This is a genomic window from Tengunoibacter tsumagoiensis, from assembly GCF_003967535.1.
Taxonomy (GTDB): Bacteria; Chloroflexota; Ktedonobacteria; order Ktedonobacterales; family Ktedonobacteraceae; genus Tengunoibacter; species Tengunoibacter tsumagoiensis.
Genome location: NZ_BIFR01000002.1, coordinates 2,182,328 through 2,203,435 on the forward strand (window position 1 = coordinate 2,182,328; position 21,108 = coordinate 2,203,435).

At 46.0% G+C, this 21,108-nt stretch carries 19 protein-coding genes; 10 read left to right on the plus strand and 9 right to left on the minus strand.

Annotation, left to right across the window (positions count from 1 at the left end):
- The first annotated feature begins 96 nt into the window (after nt 1-96).
- Nucleotides 97-627 carry a hypothetical protein gene (locus EL628_RS30250; RefSeq protein ID WP_174719980.1) on the plus strand — a complete coding sequence of 177 codons (531 nt, stop codon included), beginning with the start codon at nt 97-99 and terminating at the stop codon, nt 625-627.
- Between the two features lie 61 nt (nt 628-688).
- Here the strand turns inward: EL628_RS30250 and EL628_RS28855 are convergent, their stop codons facing one another.
- Entirely contained in the window at nt 689-1,426 is a 738-nt protein-coding gene (locus EL628_RS28855; protein ID WP_218029019.1) for a glycoside hydrolase family 16 protein, read from the minus strand.
- A gap of 607 nt (nt 1,427-2,033) precedes the next feature.
- On the opposite strand from EL628_RS28855, the gene EL628_RS28860 reads away from it, so the two are divergent.
- Nucleotides 2,034-2,987 (plus strand): LLM class F420-dependent oxidoreductase, encoded by a 954-nt coding sequence (locus tag EL628_RS28860; protein ID WP_126583429.1) that lies wholly within the window; start codon nt 2,034-2,036, stop codon nt 2,985-2,987.
- Between the two features lie 51 nt (nt 2,988-3,038).
- On the opposite strand, the gene EL628_RS28865 is transcribed toward EL628_RS28860, so the two are convergent.
- From EL628_RS28865 to EL628_RS28875, 3 genes are all read right to left on the minus strand, one after another.
- Nucleotides 3,039-4,628, minus strand: a complete 1,590-nt coding sequence (locus tag EL628_RS28865) for a Dyp-type peroxidase (protein WP_126583430.1) — start codon at nt 4,626-4,628, stop codon at nt 3,039-3,041.
- A 170-nt stretch (nt 4,629-4,798) separates the two neighbouring features.
- Nucleotides 4,799-5,767 carry a DUF4352 domain-containing protein gene (locus EL628_RS28870; protein WP_126583431.1) on the minus strand — a complete coding sequence of 323 codons (969 nt, stop codon included), beginning with the start codon at nt 5,765-5,767 and terminating at the stop codon, nt 4,799-4,801.
- Between the two features lie 306 nt (nt 5,768-6,073).
- Nucleotides 6,074-6,988, minus strand: coding sequence for a HEAT repeat domain-containing protein (locus EL628_RS28875; RefSeq protein WP_126583432.1), 915 nt, complete (start codon nt 6,986-6,988; stop codon nt 6,074-6,076).
- Nucleotides 6,989-7,271: 283 nt separating this feature from the next.
- On the opposite strand from EL628_RS28875, the gene cbiM reads away from it, so the two are divergent.
- The 4 genes from cbiM to EL628_RS28895 all read left to right on the plus strand — a co-directional run bounded on the left by cbiM (nt 7,272) and on the right by EL628_RS28895 (nt 10,787).
- On the plus strand, nt 7,272-8,585 hold the full coding sequence (gene cbiM / locus EL628_RS30445) for a cobalt transporter CbiM (protein WP_218029020.1): 1,314 nt from the start codon (nt 7,272-7,274) through the stop codon (nt 8,583-8,585).
- Entirely contained in the window at nt 8,579-9,436 is an 858-nt protein-coding gene (cbiQ, locus tag EL628_RS28885; RefSeq protein ID WP_126583433.1) for a cobalt ECF transporter T component CbiQ, read from the plus strand. Before cbiM ends, cbiQ begins: the two co-directional genes overlap by 7 nt.
- The gene (locus tag EL628_RS28890) at nt 9,433-10,224 is read left to right on the plus strand and encodes an energy-coupling factor ABC transporter ATP-binding protein (RefSeq protein ID WP_126583434.1); all 792 of its coding nucleotides are present in this window, start codon (nt 9,433-9,435) and stop codon (nt 10,222-10,224) included. Before cbiQ ends, EL628_RS28890 begins: the two co-directional genes overlap by 4 nt.
- 62 nt (nt 10,225-10,286) lie before the next feature.
- The gene (locus EL628_RS28895; RefSeq protein ID WP_161975860.1) at nt 10,287-10,787 is read left to right on the plus strand and encodes a Fur family transcriptional regulator; all 501 of its coding nucleotides are present in this window, start codon (nt 10,287-10,289) and stop codon (nt 10,785-10,787) included.
- A 32-nt stretch (nt 10,788-10,819) separates the two neighbouring features.
- Here the strand turns inward: EL628_RS28895 and EL628_RS28900 are convergent, their stop codons facing one another.
- Together EL628_RS28900 and EL628_RS28905 are read right to left on the minus strand one after the other, a co-directional pair.
- The gene (locus tag EL628_RS28900; RefSeq protein ID WP_126583436.1) at nt 10,820-11,149 is read right to left on the minus strand and encodes a chaperone modulator CbpM; all 330 of its coding nucleotides are present in this window, start codon (nt 11,147-11,149) and stop codon (nt 10,820-10,822) included.
- A complete protein-coding gene (locus EL628_RS28905; RefSeq protein WP_126583437.1) occupies nt 11,142-12,161 on the minus strand; it encodes a DnaJ C-terminal domain-containing protein in 1,020 nt (339 codons plus the stop codon). The genes EL628_RS28900 and EL628_RS28905 overlap by 8 nt, the downstream gene beginning before the upstream one ends.
- A 427-nt stretch (nt 12,162-12,588) precedes the next feature.
- Between EL628_RS28905 and EL628_RS28910 the strand changes: the two genes are divergently transcribed.
- The 3 genes from EL628_RS28910 to EL628_RS28920 all read left to right on the plus strand — a co-directional run bounded on the left by EL628_RS28910 (nt 12,589) and on the right by EL628_RS28920 (nt 15,953).
- Entirely contained in the window at nt 12,589-13,242 is a 654-nt protein-coding gene (locus EL628_RS28910) for a thiamine diphosphokinase (RefSeq protein WP_126583438.1), read from the plus strand.
- Nucleotides 13,243-13,331: 89 nt separating this feature from the next.
- Nucleotides 13,332-14,162 (plus strand): GNAT family N-acetyltransferase, encoded by an 831-nt coding sequence (locus EL628_RS28915; protein WP_126583439.1) that lies wholly within the window; start codon nt 13,332-13,334, stop codon nt 14,160-14,162.
- 192 nt (nt 14,163-14,354) lie between these two features.
- Complete coding sequence (locus EL628_RS28920; RefSeq protein WP_126583440.1) at nt 14,355-15,953, plus strand: hypothetical protein; 1,599 nt, start codon at nt 14,355-14,357, stop codon at nt 15,951-15,953.
- A 31-nt stretch (nt 15,954-15,984) separates the two neighbouring features.
- On the opposite strand, the gene EL628_RS28925 is transcribed toward EL628_RS28920, so the two are convergent.
- The gene (locus EL628_RS28925) at nt 15,985-17,100 is read right to left on the minus strand and encodes a carboxylate-amine ligase (protein ID WP_126583441.1); all 1,116 of its coding nucleotides are present in this window, start codon (nt 17,098-17,100) and stop codon (nt 15,985-15,987) included.
- Between the two features lie 539 nt (nt 17,101-17,639).
- Between EL628_RS28925 and EL628_RS28930 the strand changes: the two genes are divergently transcribed.
- Complete coding sequence (locus EL628_RS28930; RefSeq protein WP_126583442.1) at nt 17,640-18,038, plus strand: hypothetical protein; 399 nt, start codon at nt 17,640-17,642, stop codon at nt 18,036-18,038.
- Nucleotides 18,039-18,105: 67 nt separating this feature from the next.
- On the opposite strand, the gene EL628_RS28935 is transcribed toward EL628_RS28930, so the two are convergent.
- Together EL628_RS28935 and EL628_RS28940 are read right to left on the minus strand one after the other, a co-directional pair.
- Nucleotides 18,106-19,101, minus strand: coding sequence for a terpene synthase family protein (locus EL628_RS28935; protein WP_126583443.1), 996 nt, complete (start codon nt 19,099-19,101; stop codon nt 18,106-18,108).
- 189 nt (nt 19,102-19,290) lie between these two features.
- Nucleotides 19,291-20,880: a choice-of-anchor J domain-containing protein gene (locus tag EL628_RS28940; protein WP_126583444.1), complete on the minus strand. Its 1,590-nt coding sequence runs from the start codon at nt 20,878-20,880 to the stop codon at nt 19,291-19,293.
- Nucleotides 20,881-21,108: the final 228 nt, after the last annotated feature.

Here is a 21,108-nt window from a genome sequence, read left to right on the forward strand (position 1 = left end):
AATTTCATTGGCTATCAAATAGTTTTTTAGCAATGCCTGCGTCCAAAAATCATTGCAAACAACCTGTTGCTAAGTTTACATCTGGAGGAAAAAACGATGAGTCAACAACCATATCAGCCTGAGTCAGTTCGACGCCAATCTAATCCATATGAGGATGCAACCGTTCAGAATGTTCAGTATGGCAATGCCGCCTCTGTACATAACGAGCGCCAACGCTACATTGATCCACAGGGAAACCAGGTTGAACGACGAGAAGAGATAGTAGTAGACAAGAATCAGCGCAATGCAAATATTCGCTATTGGATTAAATCGATCGTCTACTTTCTGCTGGCTGTGTTTGAGGTGATTATGGCGCTACGCCTCCTCTTCCGTTTCCTTGGTGCAAATCAGAGCAACGCCTTTATCTCTTTCTTATATGATCTGAGCCACCTCTTTGTGGGAGCCTTTAACGGCATCTTCAATGATCAGACCATCGGTAATACTGGCGTTTTTGAGGTCTCAACCGTCATTGCCATGCTGGTCTATGCACTTATTGCCTGGGGTCTGGTCTCGTTGGGACGCGTCATCTTTGCCTCTACACTGTCTGATCGACAGACGACCTTTACACGTCGTAGTCGTCAGGTCTAAACAAGCTCCCTCTGATTAAAGGAGGATAGCAAGCTGTTATCCTCCTTACTCATCACTCGGGCTAATGAACAAGGGTATAAGCAACCACCCAGTCTATCGAAAGGTACCCCGTACCGGTTGGCACATCACATGCAGGGCCAGGAAGGCTCGATTCCGTCTGAATAACCCAATGCATTGGCGTGTTAGGAATACGACTTGTGGATATACCAATCGTTTGACCATCCAGGATAAAGTGAATCTGATTCGGATACCACTCAGTACTCACTGTATGCCAGGATGGGTAGGTTGCAATCGTACTAAAAGCTGCCTGGTCATTGGCAGCTCTGCCATTTTGATGATGTACAAAACCACCAATCGTTGAGGTCAGGTCGCCCTCTGGAAAATCTACTTCTCCATCATGCGGCCAATTCTCACTGTTAGGCCACAAGAGCCATGCGGTCTTAAAACCTGGAACTGGATCAGATTTGAAGCGGATAGTATACTTACCAAACAGATGGTTTCCAGGCAACACTGGCAGAATTGCCGCCGCCATCCGTATCCCATTTTCTTCGTGTAAGTACAGGCTGAGCAGGCTATTCTTTACACTTACAACCTTAGAGGGATAGTAGCGCGAAGATTTCCCAGCCTGGCCTGCTGTGTCCGGGGTACCATCCGGATAGACAGTAAATTTATGTCCATAGACACTCCCAGGAAATTGGCCGATCGGCACATCAATATTGAAATCTTCAGCAAAAACTTGATGCCATCCTGGCAGATCGCCAATAGGCATCGCCTGACCGGAAACGGTTTCATCACTCATTGAGAAGCCTCCTTCGTCTCTACCCAGTGCCTCCATGGAGCAATACTAACAATTAACTTCAGAACATACATTTTTTTATTTTGTATGCTCGTTTGCGTCTTTCTCGGAAAACAATGGATCCATGAAAGACAACAAATACGCCTGGATAAGCAGAAACTTCTCTCGGGCTCTTTGACCAGATCTGCAACAGAGATTGACTGTTTTTAACAGAAAAGGTTTTTATTTTATGTAAAAATATGTGAATTAAAAATATATGCATTCAGCTGGCTATATTTTTTAACACGTCTGGTAACCATCAATACCTATAAAAATTTAATATAGAATCAGATATATATTTGCCTTCAATATAATAGTAAGCGCTTCTGGCAATCTTTTCAATAGGTAATTATTTCTATATGATAAATAAGTAGACATTCTGCTAAAGATGAGATGCGTTCTTTTTTTCTCCACAGAGTCTTATTCAGTAAAAGGGCAACGGTCCTTTCTCTGTCCTTGCCATCCAGAAGTTTGAATGTTATACAATGGATTGTGAAGAACGATATAGTGTCGCGATACAAACAGTTTCATGGCACCTCTGGTTTTTTCTTCATCAGAAAGGATTTTTTTTATGACTATGAAATATGGAGTCATTGTTCCCCAGGGCTGGAAAATGGATCTGGTTGGCATTGCCGATCCGGTCGATGCATATGAGACTATGACTCATGTCGCTAAAACGGCTGAAGAGCAGGGCTTTCACTCTATCTGGCTCTATGATCATTTCCATACGGTCCCTACTCCTACACAAGAGGTCACATTTGAGTGCTGGACCAGCACAGCTGCTCTGGCTCGTGATACCAAACGCGTTCGGATTGGGCAGATTGTGACTTGCAATAGCTATCGTAATCCAGCCTTGCTGGCAAAGATGGCCAGTACGGTTGATGTGCTCAGTCATGGTCGCCTGGATTTTGGCATCGGGGCAGGCTGGTATGAGCATGAATATAAAGCCTATGGCTATCCCTATCCAGATGCGCCTGAACGTTTGCGCCAGTTACGCGATGCTCTTCAGGTTATTCGGGCTATGTGGACACAAGAAGAAGCTGTCTTTGAGGGAAAATATTTTCAGGTTAAGGGGGCTATCAATCAACCAAAAGGTGTTCAAAAGCCTCATATCCCCATCTTGATTGGTGGGAGTGGCGAAAAGGTAACGCTCAAGCTGGTTGCTCAATATGGCGATGCCTGTAATCTTGGCGGCGATATCCCCAATATTAAACATAAACTGGCTGTCCTCAAGGATCATTGCTCGAATCTGGGACGTGATTATGAAAGTATCCGACGTACAGTTATTATTGATGATTGTGCAGTGGGCGAGACTGAAGAGGCTGCTGTTGCAAAGTTAAAACCCGATCAGCGTGCAGATCTGGCAAATTTCCGCACTCGTGCTATTGTCGGGACTCCTGCTCAAGTACGCGAACGTTTGGCCGAATATGAGGAAGCTGGCATTCAGGAACTCATTATCCGCTTTGCAGACGCTGCAACACTGGAATCACAGGGGCTCTTTGCTCGAGAGTTTGTACGCTTATAGTGTCAGTACCAGATGGAGAAAATCTCCATCTGGCCTCTTTGCCGATAAACATTATTTCGTAAGATATTGCTCAATTGCTGCAATAGAGGGGGCAAAGAAATATCCTCCCCCCGTTGGCGTGATCCAGTTCTCGGCCTTTAGCGTCTCATCTCTGCCAGATAAGGGCAATGAAACTTCTCTCTTTCCTTCTTTGACTTGACCAAGCAGAAGGTCTACACCAGATCCTTCAACTGGTGAATCGGGATTGTTGATCCACTCACGCATGATAAATTCGAATTGCTCTTCAATTGAGGTCTGATAAGCTATAAAGAGAAGGCCGCGATCAACTTCATCTACGAGAGGAGCCTTAATCGTCGAAGCTGACGCTGGTCCGTACGCGATACCACGACGTAATAATCGATGCGTCTGGGTCTCCTGCTGATTAAACGCCTGCTCCAGGCCGCTATGAGAACTCGCCAGAGCACGCCCCGTTGGGGTGCTATCTTCACGTGGATAGGCCTTGCGAATATGACCAAAGAATGGACAGAGTGCCCCTGTTGGATCTCCAGTCCATGCCTGTGCTGGCCGATCGGAGGCTGTTCCTGGCGCAGGAACGGCAAAGGTAAAATCATTGTTGAGGCAATCGTCCTCGCCAATCTGGAGATTATCCTTCAAAGGGGCTCTTACAATTGGAGCTCCACTCGTCCAACGCCCCAACACTTTTGCTCCCAATAGTTCTGGCGCGATCTTTAATCGCTGGCTCTCTTGCTGCAAAAATTGATGAAAAGTTCCTACATTCTGGCGCAGACGACGAAAAACGAGGAAAGATCCGTTCGTTGCCCATTCTGGACCAGCCTGACTGATCGGTCCAGGCATTTCGCGATCAAGTTCACGAGCCTGATTTGGATAGCCAAAGACAAATGCTCCCGGCCAGAGCCGCTGTTGACCTGGCTTTCCCTGGCTACTATCCTGGGGATTCTGCCGTGGCGTGAGCAGATCATTGGGATCGTCCGAGACATATCCCCTTACTCCCGGTTGCGAGATACCATCTTGAAAACCAAAATGCTCGTGGCCTGCAAGTGCTCCAGAAAGGGCCGCTCCGCTCTCTTGATACAACAAACGCACGCCTGAAGGCTGTTGAGCGTCAATCTCTGCCCTCAATTGTTGTACTTCCTCTTGCAGATCAGCCTGATCATCACCTTGTATAATCAAGAGAATATCGGCTTCGTTGTCTGGCCCACCAATCACCCAATGCTGTGGAGACCCAACCCCTTGTACAGGATCATTTAAAAGCGAAGCTTGCTGAGCAAGCCCTTTCTTAAATGAGTTGTCCTGAAAATCCTGCTGAACAAGATCCCCAGACGGCAGTCCTCGCGTTAATTGTCTCAATGCGAAATAGGAAAAAGCAACGTTAAGCCATGTTACCTTCAAGGTGGATGCTTCCTTGCCCCGCCGCGCACGCAATTGCTTAAATAAACGATTAAAGGTCAGAACCTCTTCCGCAGTCGCAATTGTTGGACTCAGCTTGCGCAACCAGGCTTTACACTTCGCGACATCCTCAATTTTCAAGAAAAGGAGAGCTGCATAGTCCTTGGAAAAGCCTGGAAGGATATTCCCTTGAATCTGCTCAACTGCTAAACGAGGTTCTTGATTCTGATTCATAAATTTCTCTCTCTTCTACAGGTTTCTTTTTAAAAGACGCACGATCAATTGGATTTTAACTGATCAGATCTTCTCCTGGCAGAAAAGAACCCTGCATGTACGCCAAAAAGGGCCTTGCTGGCTATCATAGCTACGATAGCCAGCAAGGCCCTTTTAGAACAAGATCGAGTCTAGGATAGGGTAAAGGTAGCCGTAGCTTCGTCAATTTTCTCTGACGGTTGAGCCAGGAAATCCAGGGTAAAACTGGTGGCATCAGCCGGGACAAGGAACGCAACTGTTCCTTTAGTGCCTGTCGAGTTGGCTGCAATTGAGCCGCTAAGACTACTATCAACAGCCTTGGGAGCTTGCGATTCGCCGCCAGCTTTCAGACGGAAATTGTCGGTAGGAAAGGGGAAGAATGCATCAGAAGTGCTATTGTCAGCCTGTAAGTCAATGAGAATATATTTTTTCCCTTTATCGGCCTGATGGTCAGCATAGCTGAAGGAAGAGGTCGCCTTAAGCAACTTCCAATCAATCTTATAATGGAGGGTTGCGTTTGGGCTCACACTCTTATCTTGATATTTACTGAGATTTGGATGAGCACTTAAGGGGATCAGGAACTGATATTCGGTCGCTGTCCCAAACTGGACAACTAATGAAGAAAGCGTTTGCTGAGAAGGAACAGGGAAATCAATCCAATTCGTTCGTGCTACACCCTGACTAATGGGAGTGCTGTCCTGCTCTTTATTAGGGGTAACAGTTGTATTATTGGGCAAAATCAAACGTATAGAATCGGAATAGAAGATAAAAGCGGTGTCTGCGTAGGTGTTCTCCTCTTTTAGATTAATACGGACATGCTGAGGAGCACTCGAGTCGTCATCATCAGAAAAAGTGCTTTTCTGTTCTACGGAGAGGAGCGTGTATTTAACACTGGCATAGGTAAATGTCACACCCTGCCCACTATCGGTTCCAGATGAAGTCGTAGTGCTGGTTGGAACTACCGTACCTGTCTGTGTTGTAGCAGTTTTCGTTGCTGTTGTGGCTGGTGGCAGACCCGTCGTTCCACCAGTGGTATCTGTTCCACAGGCGGTAAAAAGTAAAGCCAACCCAAAGATTGATAGAAAGGCCATTGTATGACCACTCAGTTTGAATACTTTCATTTTTAGTGCTCTTCCTCTAGTTTTTTACTTCTTCATTTATTTTTACAATCATCACTCACCACAACCACACTCATACTATACCTGATATGGAAGAGGTACTCTATGAAGCTCTATACTATATTTTAGTGTAGTAGCACACAGTATTGTTCGCGAATAACTATGGGAGGGGCTCGGCCAGAAGGAGAGAAAGTACTCAAATCAGCATGAGTTACCTGATCTTTCACCCTTCTGGCCTTATCTCTGTAACGCCAGATGTTTTTGTTTCGTAACTGAACGATCCTTACCTTATGCCGTTCAATGCAATGGTTAGCCCGCCAGCCATTGCGTGACAATCTGCTTGCGCTGGCCGGTTGGGCCCGTCTGCGCCTCATATTCACGAGCCAGAAAATCTTCATATGCATGATCAAAACAGTCATTGGCAGCAGCTTCTGACCAACCCAACCTGGTATGAATAATCTGGCATAAATGAGGCCTCAAAGCCTGATTATAGGCTCGATCATCGTCATAACTTCCTGTTCGATCCCATTGCCCTGGATCACAAAGCGCATCATAGCAACCAAGTGCCATAAGCATAACTGCCCGCCTGAGATGGGCCAGGCTCCAGGTCACCCCTATGACTCCTGAAAAATCGCCTCGAAAGCCAAGCTCATAGGCAAGATAATCTTCATAAAAGAGGCAGTAATTTTCATTAAAAAAAGTATTAACTTCCACATTGACCTGGCGCTGAAAAGCAGCAAAGAGGGCCTGGGTAACATTGGAACATTGCCAGCGACGCACCGCACGCGGCAGGAGAAGCCGCCGATCTTCAAACCACCATTGCAGTTCTTTTTGAGGCCAGGGATTACAAGGTTGCGGTAAAAACTCTGTCAACATGCTACATAGATCTGGAATGGCTTCTTCATCTCCCATCTCGCTGAGACAGAGTGTACTACACCAGCGCTCCTGGGGCGAGCTGCTTCGCATACCAGACGCTACTATCTGCCGGGCTTCTGGCAGACTACTGGCCGCAATGATGCATAGAGCAACGCAACGATCCAGCCTGTCACCTGTCTGAAGAACATTTAAGCAGCTTTCAGGCTGACATCCACCCCAACGTTGCTGAAATCGCTCCATCTCGCTCGCATACTCTTCCATATGCACAAGCCAGAATGCCTGCTCATTGAGACGCGCTTCATTCTTTGTCGCCCCTACTGTGTCTTGCCAGTTTAACCAATGAAACACACCACACCACCCCTTCTAAAAAACCTGAAAGAACATACCTCTTATTTATCGACACATTCTCATTCATAGACAAACTCTTCTTATGCTACCAAAGAAAATGGCTCAATGCATAAAAAAACTGGAAAAAATCTGGCTGGACCCTACCTTATGTTCCACCTTTGGTGCTATACTTGTTATTGCAAATCATTTGCAATAACAAGTATTCGTCAATTGCTCATGAATAAATCCACAAACACCTATATACCCATAAGCGTCTGAAGTTTCTGCCCGAAGGAGAGGTGCAATGCATATTCCAGATGGATATTTAAGTCCCGTCTTCTCATTAGGAGCTGGTCTGGCTACCGTTCCAGTATGGGGAGTTGCCGTTAATAAAGTCCAAAAAGTGCTCAATAACCGTACGGTTCCATTGCTAGCCATCTTTTCGGCCTTCTCATTTACGATTATGATGTTTAATATTCCTGTTCCAGGTGGTACCACAGCGCATGCTGTCGGTGGAACGATGATCGCTATTGTGCTTGGCCCCTGGGCTGCTGTTATTGGAGTAAGTATTGCACTCATTATACAGGCACTTTTCTTTGGAGATGGTGGGGTGCTGGCAATCTTTGCCAATTGCTTGAATATGGGGATTATACTGCCTTTTGTGGGGTATTTTAGTTATAAGCTTATTGCTGGTCGCGCCGCGCTTCTCTCTACACGGCGCGTCTGGGCTGCGGGTATTGGCTCTTATCTAGGAATAACGATGTCTGCTCTTGCAGTTGGCATCGAATTAGGGCTACAACCTCTGCTCTTTCATACTGCAAATGGACAGGCTCTCTATAGCCCCTACGCCTTAAATGTGGCGGTTCCTACGATGCTTCTCTCTCATTCTCTTGGTGCATCAATTGTAGAAGCTCTTGTAACGGCAATGGGAATCGGCTATATCCAGAAAAATTATCCCGGCTATCTCTCTTCACTACGCTCAGTTGTCAGTGGTGAGGCACTCGAGGTGGGTGAGCCTCAACGCATTCCAACCTGGCAATTTATGCTTCTGGGAGGGCTGACTGCTATTGCTCTGCTCTTTATTACCGGGCTACTCACTGGTAAAGGGCAGGTAAGCCATCTCTTCGGTGCTGATTGGAATCTAGTCGATTGGTCTGCCGTTGGAATGATGCTCCTCATTATCGCAGGGATTGCGCTGGTACTTATTCCTCTTGCCTGGTATCTATTGCCGAGAAACATTCGTCGTGCTGGAACCTTCCTGGTCACCTTTGCAATTCTTGCCCCTTTAGGTCTGATTGCTCCTGGCTTTGCCTTTGGTGAAGGCAGTGCAACGGATGTTAAGCAGGCGTTTGGGTATATTCCGCAGGGGCTTAAACAGTTCTCGACGCTCTGGAGCGCTCCTTTTGGTGGCTATAATCTGAATGCTCCGTTCTTTACTGATCCTGGTGCGCCTCTCTGGCGGCAGGCAATCGGCTATGAGATGAGTGGGATCATTGGCATTCTGCTCATTGGAGCCCTTCTTCTGATCTCGCTTACCCTCTTAAGACGTAGCAGACAGTCATCAATCTCTTCGTCTCAATCAGTAGAACAGAGGAGAGGTAGCAAAGCGTCATGGTAGCTGCAACAAAAAGCTCTCAATTTCAGATAGGCTGGCTGGAGAAAACGCTCTCTGGCATCTCCAGTTCTATCGAACAGGCTGTTTTTACTGAAGAGCATAGCCATAAAAACGGGTGGCTTCAACGAATCGATCCGCGAGCCAAGTTGGGGATGTTCCTCTGTTTTGTGCTTGCGGCCAGTCTCTCGCGCTCATTCTTTGCTCTTCTCATCTGCTATCTCGTTCTGCTTCTGGCCGCACGAGCCAGCCTCATCCCATTTGACTTTTTTGTCCGCCGCGTCTGGATCGGCATTCCCTTTTTTGCTGGGATTGTGATGCTCCCAGCAATCTTCTTTACCAATGGGCCACGTCTCTTCGATCTTCCAATTGGTCTCTACCATTTTGGCCCTTCAATCGAAAGTATCTGGAGTGGCTGCATTTTTATTCTACGTGTTGGCGTCTCGGTCTCGTTGGCAGTGCTGTTGATCTTGACAACCCCCTGGGCCGATCTGCTCAAAAGTTTGCAGGCGCTCCGCGTCCCAGCAGTGTTTACGCTCTTGCTTTCAATGACGTATCGCTATATCTTTCTGTTTCTCCATACTGCTAATGGCATGTTTGAAGCGCGCAAAAGTCGAACGGTTGGCCGAACGAGTGGTCGGGAACAACGGCAATGGATTAGCGGATCAATGGGAAGTCTGATGCATCGCTCTTTCAGGATGAGCAATGAGGTCTATGCTGCAATGATGGCACGTGGCTTTACAGGCCAGATCCGCTCATACTCAGCTTACCGTATGCGTTGGTTGGATTGGTTGGCCCTTGGTATCAGCTTTCTCCTCTCCATCGTACTAGTTATATCAGGAGGATATCTTCGATGACCCCTTCATCAGAACCAGTCTTTCAACTAAAAGGCGTACGCTATCTCTATCATAATAAACATGTGGCCCTCGATACCATCAATCTTAGCATTCAACGAGGAGAACAGGTTGTCTTATTAGGGGCCAATGGAAGTGGGAAATCGACATTGCTGAAGATTCTGGATGGCATTTATGCTCCTTCTGAGGGTTCAATGTCAGTTCTGGGTGTTCCAATTAAAACAACTTCTTCTGAATTTGATTCGTATCAATTTCATCGCCAAGTGGGCCTTGTCTTTCAGGATCCCGATATCCAGCTCTTTAGTGCTACGGTTTTTGACGATGTGGCTTTTGGTCCTCTCCAATTAGGCTTGACCATGGAGGAGGTTCAAAAGCGCTGTGCAGAGGCAATGGAGGTGATGGAGGTCACTCATCTAGCCAGGCGAGCCCCCTTTGAACTCTCGGGAGGAGAAAAAAAACGTGCAGCAATTGCGTCTGTTCTCTCTCTCGAACCAGAGGTTCTCTTGCTCGACGAACCAACCGCATCACTTGATCCGCGAACAAAGTGGGTTCTTGTGAATCTTATACGCAAACTTGGGCAGTCAGGCAAAACGATTATTACCACAACTCATGAGTTAGAGATTGTTCCGCTCATTGCTCAAAGAGTGATTGTAATCGGAGAGGAACGCCAGATCATTGCCGATGATACACCGCAAAATATCCTTACCAATCGCCAGTTACTTGTTCAAGCTAATCTGATTCATGAACAACTTCATCCACCACTCGGTGAGTTGCAATTACAATCGTTGTAATTGCAAGCATAGTAGAAGCTCTCAATTGATATTGGGGATAGGATAGGAAGAGGGTTATGCTCATGGGAAAGTATCTCTCATTGTCAGACAAGTCAGGCCATAAAATGAAAGCGAACTCAGCAGATACGGATACGCGTATTCGCGAAAAGGGCTATCGCTTGACGCCTCAACGCGCCCTTATTCTCCGTCTGCTTGAGGATGCAGAGGACCATCTCACTATCGATCAGTTGTTAGAGCTTGTCCACCAGCACTTTCCTAGCATTAATCAATCCACTGTCTATCGCACTATTGATCTTCTTACAGAGTTGGGGTTAGTCAAGGAATCATTTATTCCTGGTCAGCCTTCAACTTATGAAGCGAGAACAGAGACGACCCATCATCATCTGATCTGCAAGGCCTGTGGCAGCGTCCTCCATATTGATGAGCCTCTACAAAAAGAGCTCTTTCTGGCACTCCAACAACACTACCATTATATGAATATTGAAATGAATATTACCTCAACAGGATATTGCCAGCCATGCTGGCAGAAAAACCATTCTAGCCAGGTGCTGCAAGAGGAATAAGATCTTGCTCACAGATCTTATTCCTCTTGCATTTATACTTCATTCTGCTCCAATTGCAGTGAGCGATAACGCTCCAGCTCTTTTTGCAAGTGTTCCAGCCGCGCAGATAGGCGTAAAATAATTTCGACCCCTTCGATATTTACGCCCAGATCTTCATACATACGCCGCACCCTCCGCAAAAGTCGAAGATCTTCCTCGCTATACCTCCGTGACTCTTCCACTACTTTTATTCCTGTCACCAGACCAGCATCGCTCAATTGTCGAATCACAGTAATATCTAAACGACTATATTGGCAGATTTCTTGCTCATTATAGAGGTTATTTCGTTGGATAAAAGTGCTATCTGGCGATTGATCAGACATGGTTACCTGCCTTTTCTTGCTGTGTATCAGTAGCATCAAGTGAACGCGCAAACGCTTCAAAAAGTTGGCGCTGCTGCTGGGTCAATTGAGTTGGGAGCTGAACACTCACGTCGGCATAAAGGTCTCCGCGGACCTCGGCCTTTCCCAGTTGGGGCATCCCTTTACCACGCAGACGAAAGGATCGACCATTTGCTGTACCTGGAGGGATACGCAGCATGAGACGGCGTCCGTCAGGCGTAGGGACTGCAACTTCGCCACCTAACATAGCAGTGGTTAATGGCACGTCGATGCGCTCATGCAGCGTTGTTCCCTCTCGCACAAAATGCTCATCTGGTAGGAGGTGCACAAGGAGATAGAGATCGCCATTGCCTGCTGTACCGGCAAAACCCTGGCCCGCGATACGAATGCGAGAACCTTCATCCACGCCCGCTGGGATCTTTACTTCTAATCGCCGCTTACTTCCATCTGGCTGGCTCAACTCCAAAATTCGGCTCGTCCCCTGGTAGGCCTCTGCCAGACTAACGTCTACTTTTGATTCTGCGTCATTACCGCGTGTAGCCTGTGTCTGTCGTCTGGATCGCGAACGCCTCTCGCTCTGTGCATCAAATCCTGAATGAAAATACGTCTCAAAAAAATCTGAGAATGGGGATGAATTGCCACCAAAGAGATCTCCCAGATCCTCTTCATTCATGGTATAGTACTGATAATTTCCACCGCTAAAACCTCCACCACTTGCACTTGCCTGCCTCTCCTGTTGGCCTGCCCCTGGCCAACTTCCATACTGCTGATAATAGCTTGCCATCTCATCGTATTTTTTGCGCTTCTCTGGATCAGAAAGTACTTCATTCGCTTCGTTGATCTCTTTAAAACGGTCCTCAGCTACCTTATCACCAGAGTTCACATCTGGATGATACTGCCGAGCCAGTTTACGAAAGGCTTGCCGGATTGCATTCTGATCGGCGTTTTTGTTTACACCCAGTATCTTGTAATAATCTTTATACTCAACAGCCATGCAGTTAGCTCCCTGAAATATCTCGCGTTTCTCAAAAAATATCGTCTACAACAGGAATGTGGGCCTACTTCTACCACGAAAAAAATGGTTAAATGTATTCAAGCACGATCATAGCAAGGTTCATTGGCTAAAAAACAGACAAAATGACATCTTCTCTTGCTAATAACAGGAGGTCTCCTTCATCAGAACAGCCAAACGGCTAACCACACAAGTTGGCGTCAGGAGGATTATTGCGAGGGCTTTTGCAGGTTGATCTAGATAAGGCTGGTAGCCATGAGGCAGACGCATGAACTATAATAGAGTGAAGTGCTATCTATGCTATCATGTATCCACTTCAGGTAGAGATGTAACACCATGAGAAATTCTACCTGGTGTATAGCTCAAGCATCGGTAGAAGAATGACGTATAGAAATCTGGATAAAGCAGAATGCATGTTCTTATCTTCGCAGGGGGCTCAGTACAGCCAGGGTCCAGGGTCAATGCTGCTTTGGCACAAGCTGACCTTATTATAGCAGCCGATTCAGGAGCTGCTACGGCTCTAGACTATGGCTATCGGCCCGCCATTGTTGTGGGGGATTTTGATTCGTTAGCAGCACCTCTTGTTCAACAGCTCCAATTGGACGGATGCCAGTTTATTCGGCACCCGGTTGAAAAGGATGAGACTGATACTGAGCTGGCGCTGGAGATCGCAATCTCTCATGGCGCTACAAGGATAACCCTCTTAGGGGCGTTAGGTGGCACGCGCTTCGATCATATGTTGGCAAATATCTTCTTACTTCTGGCCTATCCTCACTTGCCTGTCCGAATTATTGATGGTTCAGCCTGCTGCTGGCTATTAACTGGACCTGACCAGAACACAATTACTGGAGCAGTCGGCGATATTCTCTCATTATTACCAATCGCTGGCTCCGCATCTGGCGTCCGTACGGAAGGACTTTATTATCCTCTGCATGAAGAGACGCTCGCTGGTGGACGTCCTCGTGGGGTCAGCAATGTTCTGATACAGGAGAATGCACTTGTCTACTGTACCCAGGGTCAACTGTTACTCATTCATACAGAACAGCGAAAAAACATCTCCTGACTCTCCTTCTCACTCACAAAACTTGTTGACAGAGAGAGTGAAGTGATAAAATAAGCACACCTGATTCAAAATGTGGGAAGGATGATGTTATGGATTGTTCTCCTGTTCATGAAATCTTTTCGCACAATGCTCTCCTCACTGCCATAGAGGAAAATTTTGCGGAATATCTGTTGTATTGCTGCAAACATATAGAGGCCCATATTGAGGAGCATGATACGTATATCTCTGTACGTACAGGAATTTTGCAGCCCTCTTTAAATGTTATCCTTCGCACACGTATTGCAGACCACGAACTTCCACAAAAAATGTTGCAGGCCCTCTCTCCTTTTCAACAGCATCAATTGGCGATGTCCTGGCGGCTCTTCCCATCTCCTCAACTCAGCCATTTAGAGCAGCTGCTCTTTCAACATGGATTGTCGTATTTTGGCGATGAAGCCGGAATGGCACTGTGCCTGCAACAGCTTCCCCCTGAACCTCTATGGCCTGCTGGTCTACAGATCGAAGAAGTAGAGGATTCAACATCACTTCAAGAATGGATCGTGACGTCCGCACATATCTTTAGCGAGGGTGCAGAACGGATCGATAGAGAATACATCAATTTTGAACAAACAGTAGTCTCCGGACAATACCATCCCCTTCACAGATTTCTTGGGCGGCTTAATGGTGAAGCAGTAGCTACCGCTGCCCTCTTCCTTGGTTCAGAGACGGCTGGACTCTATTCAGTTGGAACACGAGCAGACGTTCGTAGACGTGGCATCGGAACGGCACTCTCATATACTGCTCTTCAACTCGCACAACAGGCTGGCTATCAGCTATGTGTCCTTGAGTCAAGCATTCCTGGGTATCATGTCTATGCGAAACTTGGCTTCCGCGAATACTGCCGTATCCGCTCCTGGCTTGGCGATTTCAGTCCTCACTGATAGTGACTCTCATCAGGTTGAAGTGCAGTATATATGCATAAAAAACGTCTTCTCTATACAAAAACTCAGGACATCCCCATTCAACGTCATTCTATACAAGCCGGGTTACTTCTTATTCCTGGCAGACGTGCTAAAGAAAAGGATCACTTACCATCTACTTTTGAGAAAGTGTTCACGGGGAGCCATCAGACTATGTATGTAAAACCCAAAGTTCAACCACTCTTCTTCTTTTTTCTGATCTTTAGCAGCCTGCTTAGCATGATGATCCTCTTTAACGCTCCCTATGCCAGATCCCTTCAGACGTTAATCTTTGCACTATCACATGAACATTACTTCACCTTTGCTCCAATGGAAACATCCTCTGAAATATGGACGTTTGTCTCCGGCTTTACCGCCATTACGATCGTTTATCTCTTCTCTCTTGCTTATCTTCCCAATAAAATAACCTATACGTATATTATTACTTCTACTTTTATATTAGGAATAGCCTATACTTTTTTACCAATTGTGACATCACAAGATATTTTCTCCTATATCGCTTATGCTCGTATGCAGGACATCTATCATCTGAATCCATTAATCACACTTCCAACGCTCATTCATCAAGATGCGGTCTATCCCTACCTTTATTGGACCCGCCAGCCATCGGCCTATGGTCCTACCTGGATCTGGCTAACAAGCATGCTACAATGGTCAACTATGCAACTGGGAGGGAGCACTATTTTTACTCAGCAACTTCTGTTACGGTGGTTTGGACTCAGTATGCATCTGGCCTCAGTGCAACTCATCTGGTCAATCTGCACTGTCAATCCTCTGACGACACCAGAGCAGCAATCTCACCGCGTTCGAGGAACGCTTGCCTTTGCCTGGAATCCTTTCTTACTGCTGGAGGCCTGTATCAATGCTCATTCAGATACCACAATCCTTTTTATCCTCCTGCTGGCAATCCAGGTTCTCTATCGACAACCACAACGACACCGTGGGATGTTTCTAGTCACAACCCTTTTTGCAGTCGCTGCTTGCATAAAGATCTCTTTGCTCCTGCTATTTCCGGGGTATCTGCTGTATCTTTGGAGTCAAAAGGCAACCTATAGTTTATGGCAACAACGGCTTGAACTCATCCTGGCGCATTGCTGCCTCTATAGTGGAATCATCTTGGTACTATATGCACCATTTTGGCAATTTGGAGAACTATTGACAATAGTGAAGACCTCACCCGTTCTTCTGCGCACCATTAATAGTCCCTATGAGAGCCTGACACGCATTATAGATCATCTAACAGGGAGGTATCGGAGTCAAGATATTGATCAAGGTTCGCTGCTAGAGAGACAATCACATCAAATAAGCGCTATCTTCTTTTGTATCATCTATGGTTACATCTGCGTCCAGAGCGTTCGGCACTCTGTAGTAACACCATCGGCCCTCGTTCGCTGGTTAGCGACTGTCTGGTTGCTGTACTGTTTCGCTGGTTCTCCATGGTTCTGGCCCTGGTATACAACGACCTTCTTTGGACTGGCGGCTTTAATCGAGGCCGAAGGCAAGCCCTATCTACGAATGTCAGCAGGTTTTTTTGCACTATTTATACGATTGCTCTCCATCAGCATGTTGAGTTTCTATAGCTTTAATTCCTGGTCGGCAGAAAGTTCGCTTCCATTTCTACCCCATATACGCTGGATGTATGTTCGCGGTATCTGGATCTGGCTCCCATCTTTACTGATAATAATTTACGCAGCCTACCTTTCCCCATGGATAAAAGTATCCTCTCGTCAGCTACATCTACAAAATCCTTAAAATTTCTCTTTTCTGATCCTTTTGAGCATTTTTAAGGATTGATGCCCCTCATTGTTTGTTGTAATAAATATTGTACAACGTCCTGCACCTGACCACTTTTTTGATAAACAGCAATTTGCTGATCAGCACCAGTCCCATCTGGCTTCTGCAACAGGCTACGCAGATACTCAATCTCGTTTCTGCTCCCCAGCACATCGGCGGCCTCTGCCACAAAATCGAGCAATTCCGCACAAGATTCACGTAATGGCAAACGACACAACTTTGTAAAATCAGCGATCTGGGCATCCAATCCATAACGAACCGCCTGCCACTTATTCTCCATAATATAATCACCTGGAAGCACCTGCGTCTGCATGTTTCGCTCATCCAGCCAGGTAAGTGTGGCAACAAGAGCCTGACAGAGAGCCACCAGCGCTACTGTATCCTCAAGCGTTGCTGGCATATCGAAGATGCGAAACTCTAACGTTCCAAAATGAGCATTCAAGCGTACATCCCACCAGATATCGCCACCGCCAGAGATAAAATGCACTGCCTGTAAATCTTGAATATACTGATCTAATTCAGCATGTGAAGAAAAGATAGGCGTAATACCACTGCGCGGCCCCCCTTGCCAGAGCAGGCTCCGATACGATTTTATGCCTGTATAACGGCCACCCCAGAAAGGCGAGTTTCCTGACAATGCTAACAGATGAGGGAGCCAGGTACGGACTTGATTCATAATACGAAGTGCACGCTCTGGATCTGGTATGCCAACATGAACATGCAGGCCAAAGATCACCTGAGCCCGAATCGCATCCTGTTGTTCCTCAACGAGTTGAAAATAACGCTCTCTCTCTGTAATTTTTTGATCCTGCCATGGAGACAAAGGATGAGTGCCAGCGCTCATTAACGCCAGCCCTTCTTTACGAACTATACGAGTTAACAGAGTTCGATGGCGAGAAAGTTCATCACGTACTCCTTGAATAGAAGAATGGACGCTAGAGATAAGCTCTACCGCTGATTGAACCAGCTCTGCCTTAATATGTTCACCAAGTTCAGTACGACTCTGCTCCAAAATGCGATCAATTGCTGAGCTTAACTCACCCGTTTGCCGATCAACTAACTGGAACTCCTCTTCAACACCTAATGTAAAAGCTTCTTCCTTCATCCGATGTCTCCTTACAGTTCTGAAAATCCTATCACGATAGCGTTTTCCTAACGCACATTGAAACCTACAATCCTTTCTCTATATATACGTGTTGAAAAGGCCATAACGTCGCCTTTTTAATTCAAAAAATCGCCGAAACTCTAAATTGATCACAACTTCTCCTTTTTTAGGTGATGCAGAGAAGGGTCAGATTCGCACTCAAATCACAATCAATCGCCAGCTTTAGCCGAAAACAGATATTAAAACAGAGAAGCTCAGGATCTGAAGCCTCTTTTTATCATACATCATTACCTGCGATGGCACCCTTATCAATGGAAACACATCAGCCGAGACAGGTAAAAGTTTTAACATTCGAGCCTTCTTCAACTCTATGTCAGCATATACATCATAAGTAGAATTTATTTCTCCATAATGGATACCAAAAAGTAATAGTAGGTATGCAATGGTCTGAGCTTTTTGTATGATTGTCATAAGAGGGAATGTAAGCACCACTTCTCACGAACACTGTAGAAGAAAGCAGACGAAGAAAGCAGAAAACGATGTCGAACTATTCACACGCTCAAGAGGAAGTTCCGCCATTGCAGAAGATCGCGGATCTCATCTATGCCCCCCACAGCGACCTTCCGTTCGGAAAAAATGTCCGCATCGGTCTCTCAGAAATGGTTATTTATGAAAGCGCCATTGAGCATGGCTATCAAGCAGGCATTCGAGCACATCAGATATTCTTGCAAGATCATGGAACAACTGAAGTCATTATGTTGGATGATACCCAATTTACTATGATCCTACAAGAACTTGTACCAGAACATCTTTCTGCTTTCGAGCAAGGGTTATGGCGATCTTTCTTTATTGTTGGTTGGACCTGTGTCTATCTAGGTATTGAGGCAAACACAGAAGACGATGATGATGATGGTCTGGATGAAGGATTCGATCAGTAATTACAATAATAATGCAGAGTGTGGAAGAAATAAAACAAGAACACTCTGCATCACTTTTATGAGATCATTAATGTAAAATCTTCTCAATATAACTTACCGACTCACCAGCAGCCGTCTGCTCTACCTGACCATAGCGCCCCGTTTCTAATGACCATACAAAGTTTCCACTCATCCAACAACGGAAGTCGAGAAGATATCGCTGAAGAGCACGATCAACCTCTGGCGCAAACGAAGGGAGCTCTTTCTCAGCATGCATAAAGGTTGCCATCTCTTCATTGATTAAGGCATGCACACGTGCCATGGCAGCCTGCAACGAGAGATGCTCTTTTTTCTGGATAGCGAGCACGAGATTATTAACATCACCACGAGCTCTCTCTTTTGCTAAAGAAAAAAGATCATTACTCCAACAGACCACATTATTTGTGGTCCGAGTAAGAATTTGAAAGATAGGATGCTCGACAACTTCAGAGGGGAGCTCTCGTTTTTCAGTAATCTCAATAAGATCAAAGGCAATCAGCAGCCCCCCTGTATGATAGCGTTTCTCAATATACGTCTCTACCTCTGGCACGTTTCCTTCCAGCCGGTTCTGAGACTCCCAACAGTAGGTCTCAAAGTAAGAAGTCAGATGATCGATCAAACGCGCTTGCCATGCCTCTGTGGTGCACTGCAGCGAACGTTGCCACAGATCATGTAAAGCAAGCTGTATTGGCGTTACAGGAAGAGGTTTGACGTCTTCTTTCAACAAGCTAAGCAGGTCAGCAAATAATGGCCACAATAAATCAGGTTGGCGACCTAACAGACCATCATCAAACTGATCATCAAACATAAACAACCAGACAAGCCAATCATTGGCAAGGGCCAATGTTGTCTCGTCCGCCAGTGGATAGGCACGTGCAGTCAACCAGGCAAAGCGGGAAGAGGAAAAACGCTGAATAGCTGCTTCTTTTTGAACAAGACGGCAGTCTTGAACCCATGCTAATGTATGTTCATGGACAGCTTCTACATGAGGATTCATCAAAGAAGGGAAAGGACAGTCGATAGTTGGCAAGATCAGGTGTTCCATTTGTTCCGCCTTTGCACATTTGCATAGTCAGACAGACCTGGATATACAAAATTTACTAGTGAAATCCAATAAAAAACACAGTACTCTTTTTCAGGTATTTTACCGCACAGTCATAAGACGCTACCATTAAAAGATTATTAAAAAAACCCCTCTGTTGCCTATGTAACAGAGGGGTTGCATACCATATGCTTAGTTGGTCGCAAGTGCGACGTCGTCAATATAAAAGCTTGTAGGAAGCATTGACCCATTTGTGGAGACAAACGCTATCTGAATGGTCTGACCTTTGTAGGCACTAACATCATAACTGGCACTCTGCCAACTATTTGTCGTGCTCCCGTCGCTAAGCGTTTGTAGCGTCTTTAACGTTGAGCCACTCGTGCTTCGTACACGAACATACAAGAAATCATGGGAATGGGACGTCTCATTGGTGGAGACATACCAGTAGTAGCTTAGAGTAGCACTAGAAGCTGTTGCAGGGATAGTAACGGTCTGATAGAGGCTATCACTACAATTGTTATAACCACAGAGATAGGCCTCATTCAATCCAGTATGTGGATTAGAATTATCAATAATTTCATATCCACCACTAGAGCTCTCTGTCCAACTCGTGCTCCCATTTTCAAAACCGCCATTCTGAATCAAATTTCCACCAGGTGTGGGAGTTGGCGTCGGTGTACTGGTTGGGGTCGGTGTTGGTGTTGGTGTACTGGTTGATGTTGGCGTTGGGGTCGGTGTTGGTGTTGGTGTACTGGTTGATGTTGGCGTTGGCGTTGGTGTATTAGTTGATGTTGGCGTTGGGGTCGGCGTATTGGTTGATGTTGGCGTTGGTGTTACAGATGAACTTCCGGAAGCCAACCACTCAGTGCCATTGGGGAAGAGGTTATAATCTTGACCATTAGGATCATTCCAACCATTGTAACAGGTATTTCCTGACGAACAGGTCCCGTCATCAATTGCTGAGCTATCACCAATAGCAAGAACACGGCCACTGCCATAACGGCTACCTGAGAGAAAAGCACCTGTATTTCCCGTATTTGAACTACTACTACGATAAATAATGCCATGGGCACTTGCATTATCTGCTGTATTGATCGTCTCAGTCGTTCCGTTTCTAATGATGCTTCCCTGGGCAACGCCAAATGGCCCACTTAAAACGGGGTCTCCATTCGGGGTATCATTGCTGGGATTCTCCGAAGCAATGTTTAACACATCAAACTGAATACCAAAGAGATCATTACCAATGCCATTGTTGTTCATCAAGTCATTAAAAATATGGAGTGAATCATAGCCATCATTATTGCGATCACTGCCATTATGATCAGCAACCATAAATAGTCCACCACCATTGCGAACAAATGTGAGGATTGCTGTCTTCTCACTACTGGTGAAAAGGGTATTTGGCTCAGGCAGAACGAAGGCATTAAAGTGGCTGAGATCTAATGGATTACTGGTATTGCCGTATGTGATGGCGCTCGTATTAGTCTTAAGACTATAACGACCTGTCTTTTGTAGCGCAACACCCCAGGCGCTAATTCCTCCAGTCCAGTCTGTCTCAACCTGAGGATTCGCATTCTGTGTCAATGGATCAGGTTGGCTGGTACTGATGACCCAATCAGCATTACCTGCCGTTTCAGCATGCGCATTGTCAAACAACACGTTGTACTGAGCTGCTGCATGAACAGGATTATGCTGCAACAACAGAAGAAGTACGCTTGTGATCACGAGGGAGAAGGCAAGAAAAGCGAAGAACAGGCGGGCATAAAAACGGGATTGTAACATACGTTCACTTCCTTTTTTTTCAGTATGACAGTACCCGACGAGCAGAGAACATGAGAATGCTTCACAATCTTCTGAGAAGCTTTCTCAACTGCTTAAAAAGGAGACGTCTCATTGCATTTTGCATGCCTGTCTTTGTTGGCTGCAAAGAACGAACACGCATACCTACAATATTGAAGAGAGACGCGAATGCTGGCTCTCCACGAGCCATACATCTCACCTTTTATTATA

Excerpts from the sequence above, each read along its gene's own strand:
- EL628_RS30250 (WP_174719980.1), top strand. The coding sequence starts at position 97 with ATGAGTCAACAACCATATCAGCCTGAGTCAGTTCGACGCCAATCTAAT.
- EL628_RS28855 (WP_218029019.1), bottom strand. The coding sequence starts at position 1,426 with ATGAGTGATGAAACCGTTTCCGGTCAGGCGATGCCTATTGGCGATCTG.
- EL628_RS28860 (WP_126583429.1), top strand. The coding sequence starts at position 2,034 with ATGACTATGAAATATGGAGTCATTGTTCCCCAGGGCTGGAAAATGGAT.
- EL628_RS28865 (WP_126583430.1), bottom strand. The coding sequence starts at position 4,628 with ATGAATCAGAATCAAGAACCTCGTTTAGCAGTTGAGCAGATTCAAGGG.
- EL628_RS28870 (WP_126583431.1), bottom strand. The coding sequence starts at position 5,767 with ATGAAAGTATTCAAACTGAGTGGTCATACAATGGCCTTTCTATCAATC.
- cbiM (WP_218029020.1), top strand. The coding sequence starts at position 7,272 with ATGCATATTCCAGATGGATATTTAAGTCCCGTCTTCTCATTAGGAGCT.
- cbiQ (WP_126583433.1), top strand. The coding sequence starts at position 8,579 with ATGGTAGCTGCAACAAAAAGCTCTCAATTTCAGATAGGCTGGCTGGAG.
- EL628_RS28890 (WP_126583434.1), top strand. The coding sequence starts at position 9,433 with ATGACCCCTTCATCAGAACCAGTCTTTCAACTAAAAGGCGTACGCTAT.
- EL628_RS28895 (WP_161975860.1), top strand. The coding sequence starts at position 10,287 with ATGGGAAAGTATCTCTCATTGTCAGACAAGTCAGGCCATAAAATGAAA.
- EL628_RS28900 (WP_126583436.1), bottom strand. The coding sequence starts at position 11,149 with ATGTCTGATCAATCGCCAGATAGCACTTTTATCCAACGAAATAACCTC.
- EL628_RS28905 (WP_126583437.1), bottom strand. The coding sequence starts at position 12,161 with ATGGCTGTTGAGTATAAAGATTATTACAAGATACTGGGTGTAAACAAA.
- EL628_RS28910 (WP_126583438.1), top strand. The coding sequence starts at position 12,589 with ATGCATGTTCTTATCTTCGCAGGGGGCTCAGTACAGCCAGGGTCCAGG.
- EL628_RS28915 (WP_126583439.1), top strand. The coding sequence starts at position 13,332 with ATGGATTGTTCTCCTGTTCATGAAATCTTTTCGCACAATGCTCTCCTC.
- EL628_RS28920 (WP_126583440.1), top strand. The coding sequence starts at position 14,355 with ATGTATGTAAAACCCAAAGTTCAACCACTCTTCTTCTTTTTTCTGATC.
- EL628_RS28925 (WP_126583441.1), bottom strand. The coding sequence starts at position 17,100 with ATGAAGGAAGAAGCTTTTACATTAGGTGTTGAAGAGGAGTTCCAGTTA.
- EL628_RS28930 (WP_126583442.1), top strand. The coding sequence starts at position 17,640 with ATGTCGAACTATTCACACGCTCAAGAGGAAGTTCCGCCATTGCAGAAG.
- EL628_RS28935 (WP_126583443.1), bottom strand. The coding sequence starts at position 19,101 with ATGGAACACCTGATCTTGCCAACTATCGACTGTCCTTTCCCTTCTTTG.
- EL628_RS28940 (WP_126583444.1), bottom strand. The coding sequence starts at position 20,880 with ATGTTACAATCCCGTTTTTATGCCCGCCTGTTCTTCGCTTTTCTTGCC.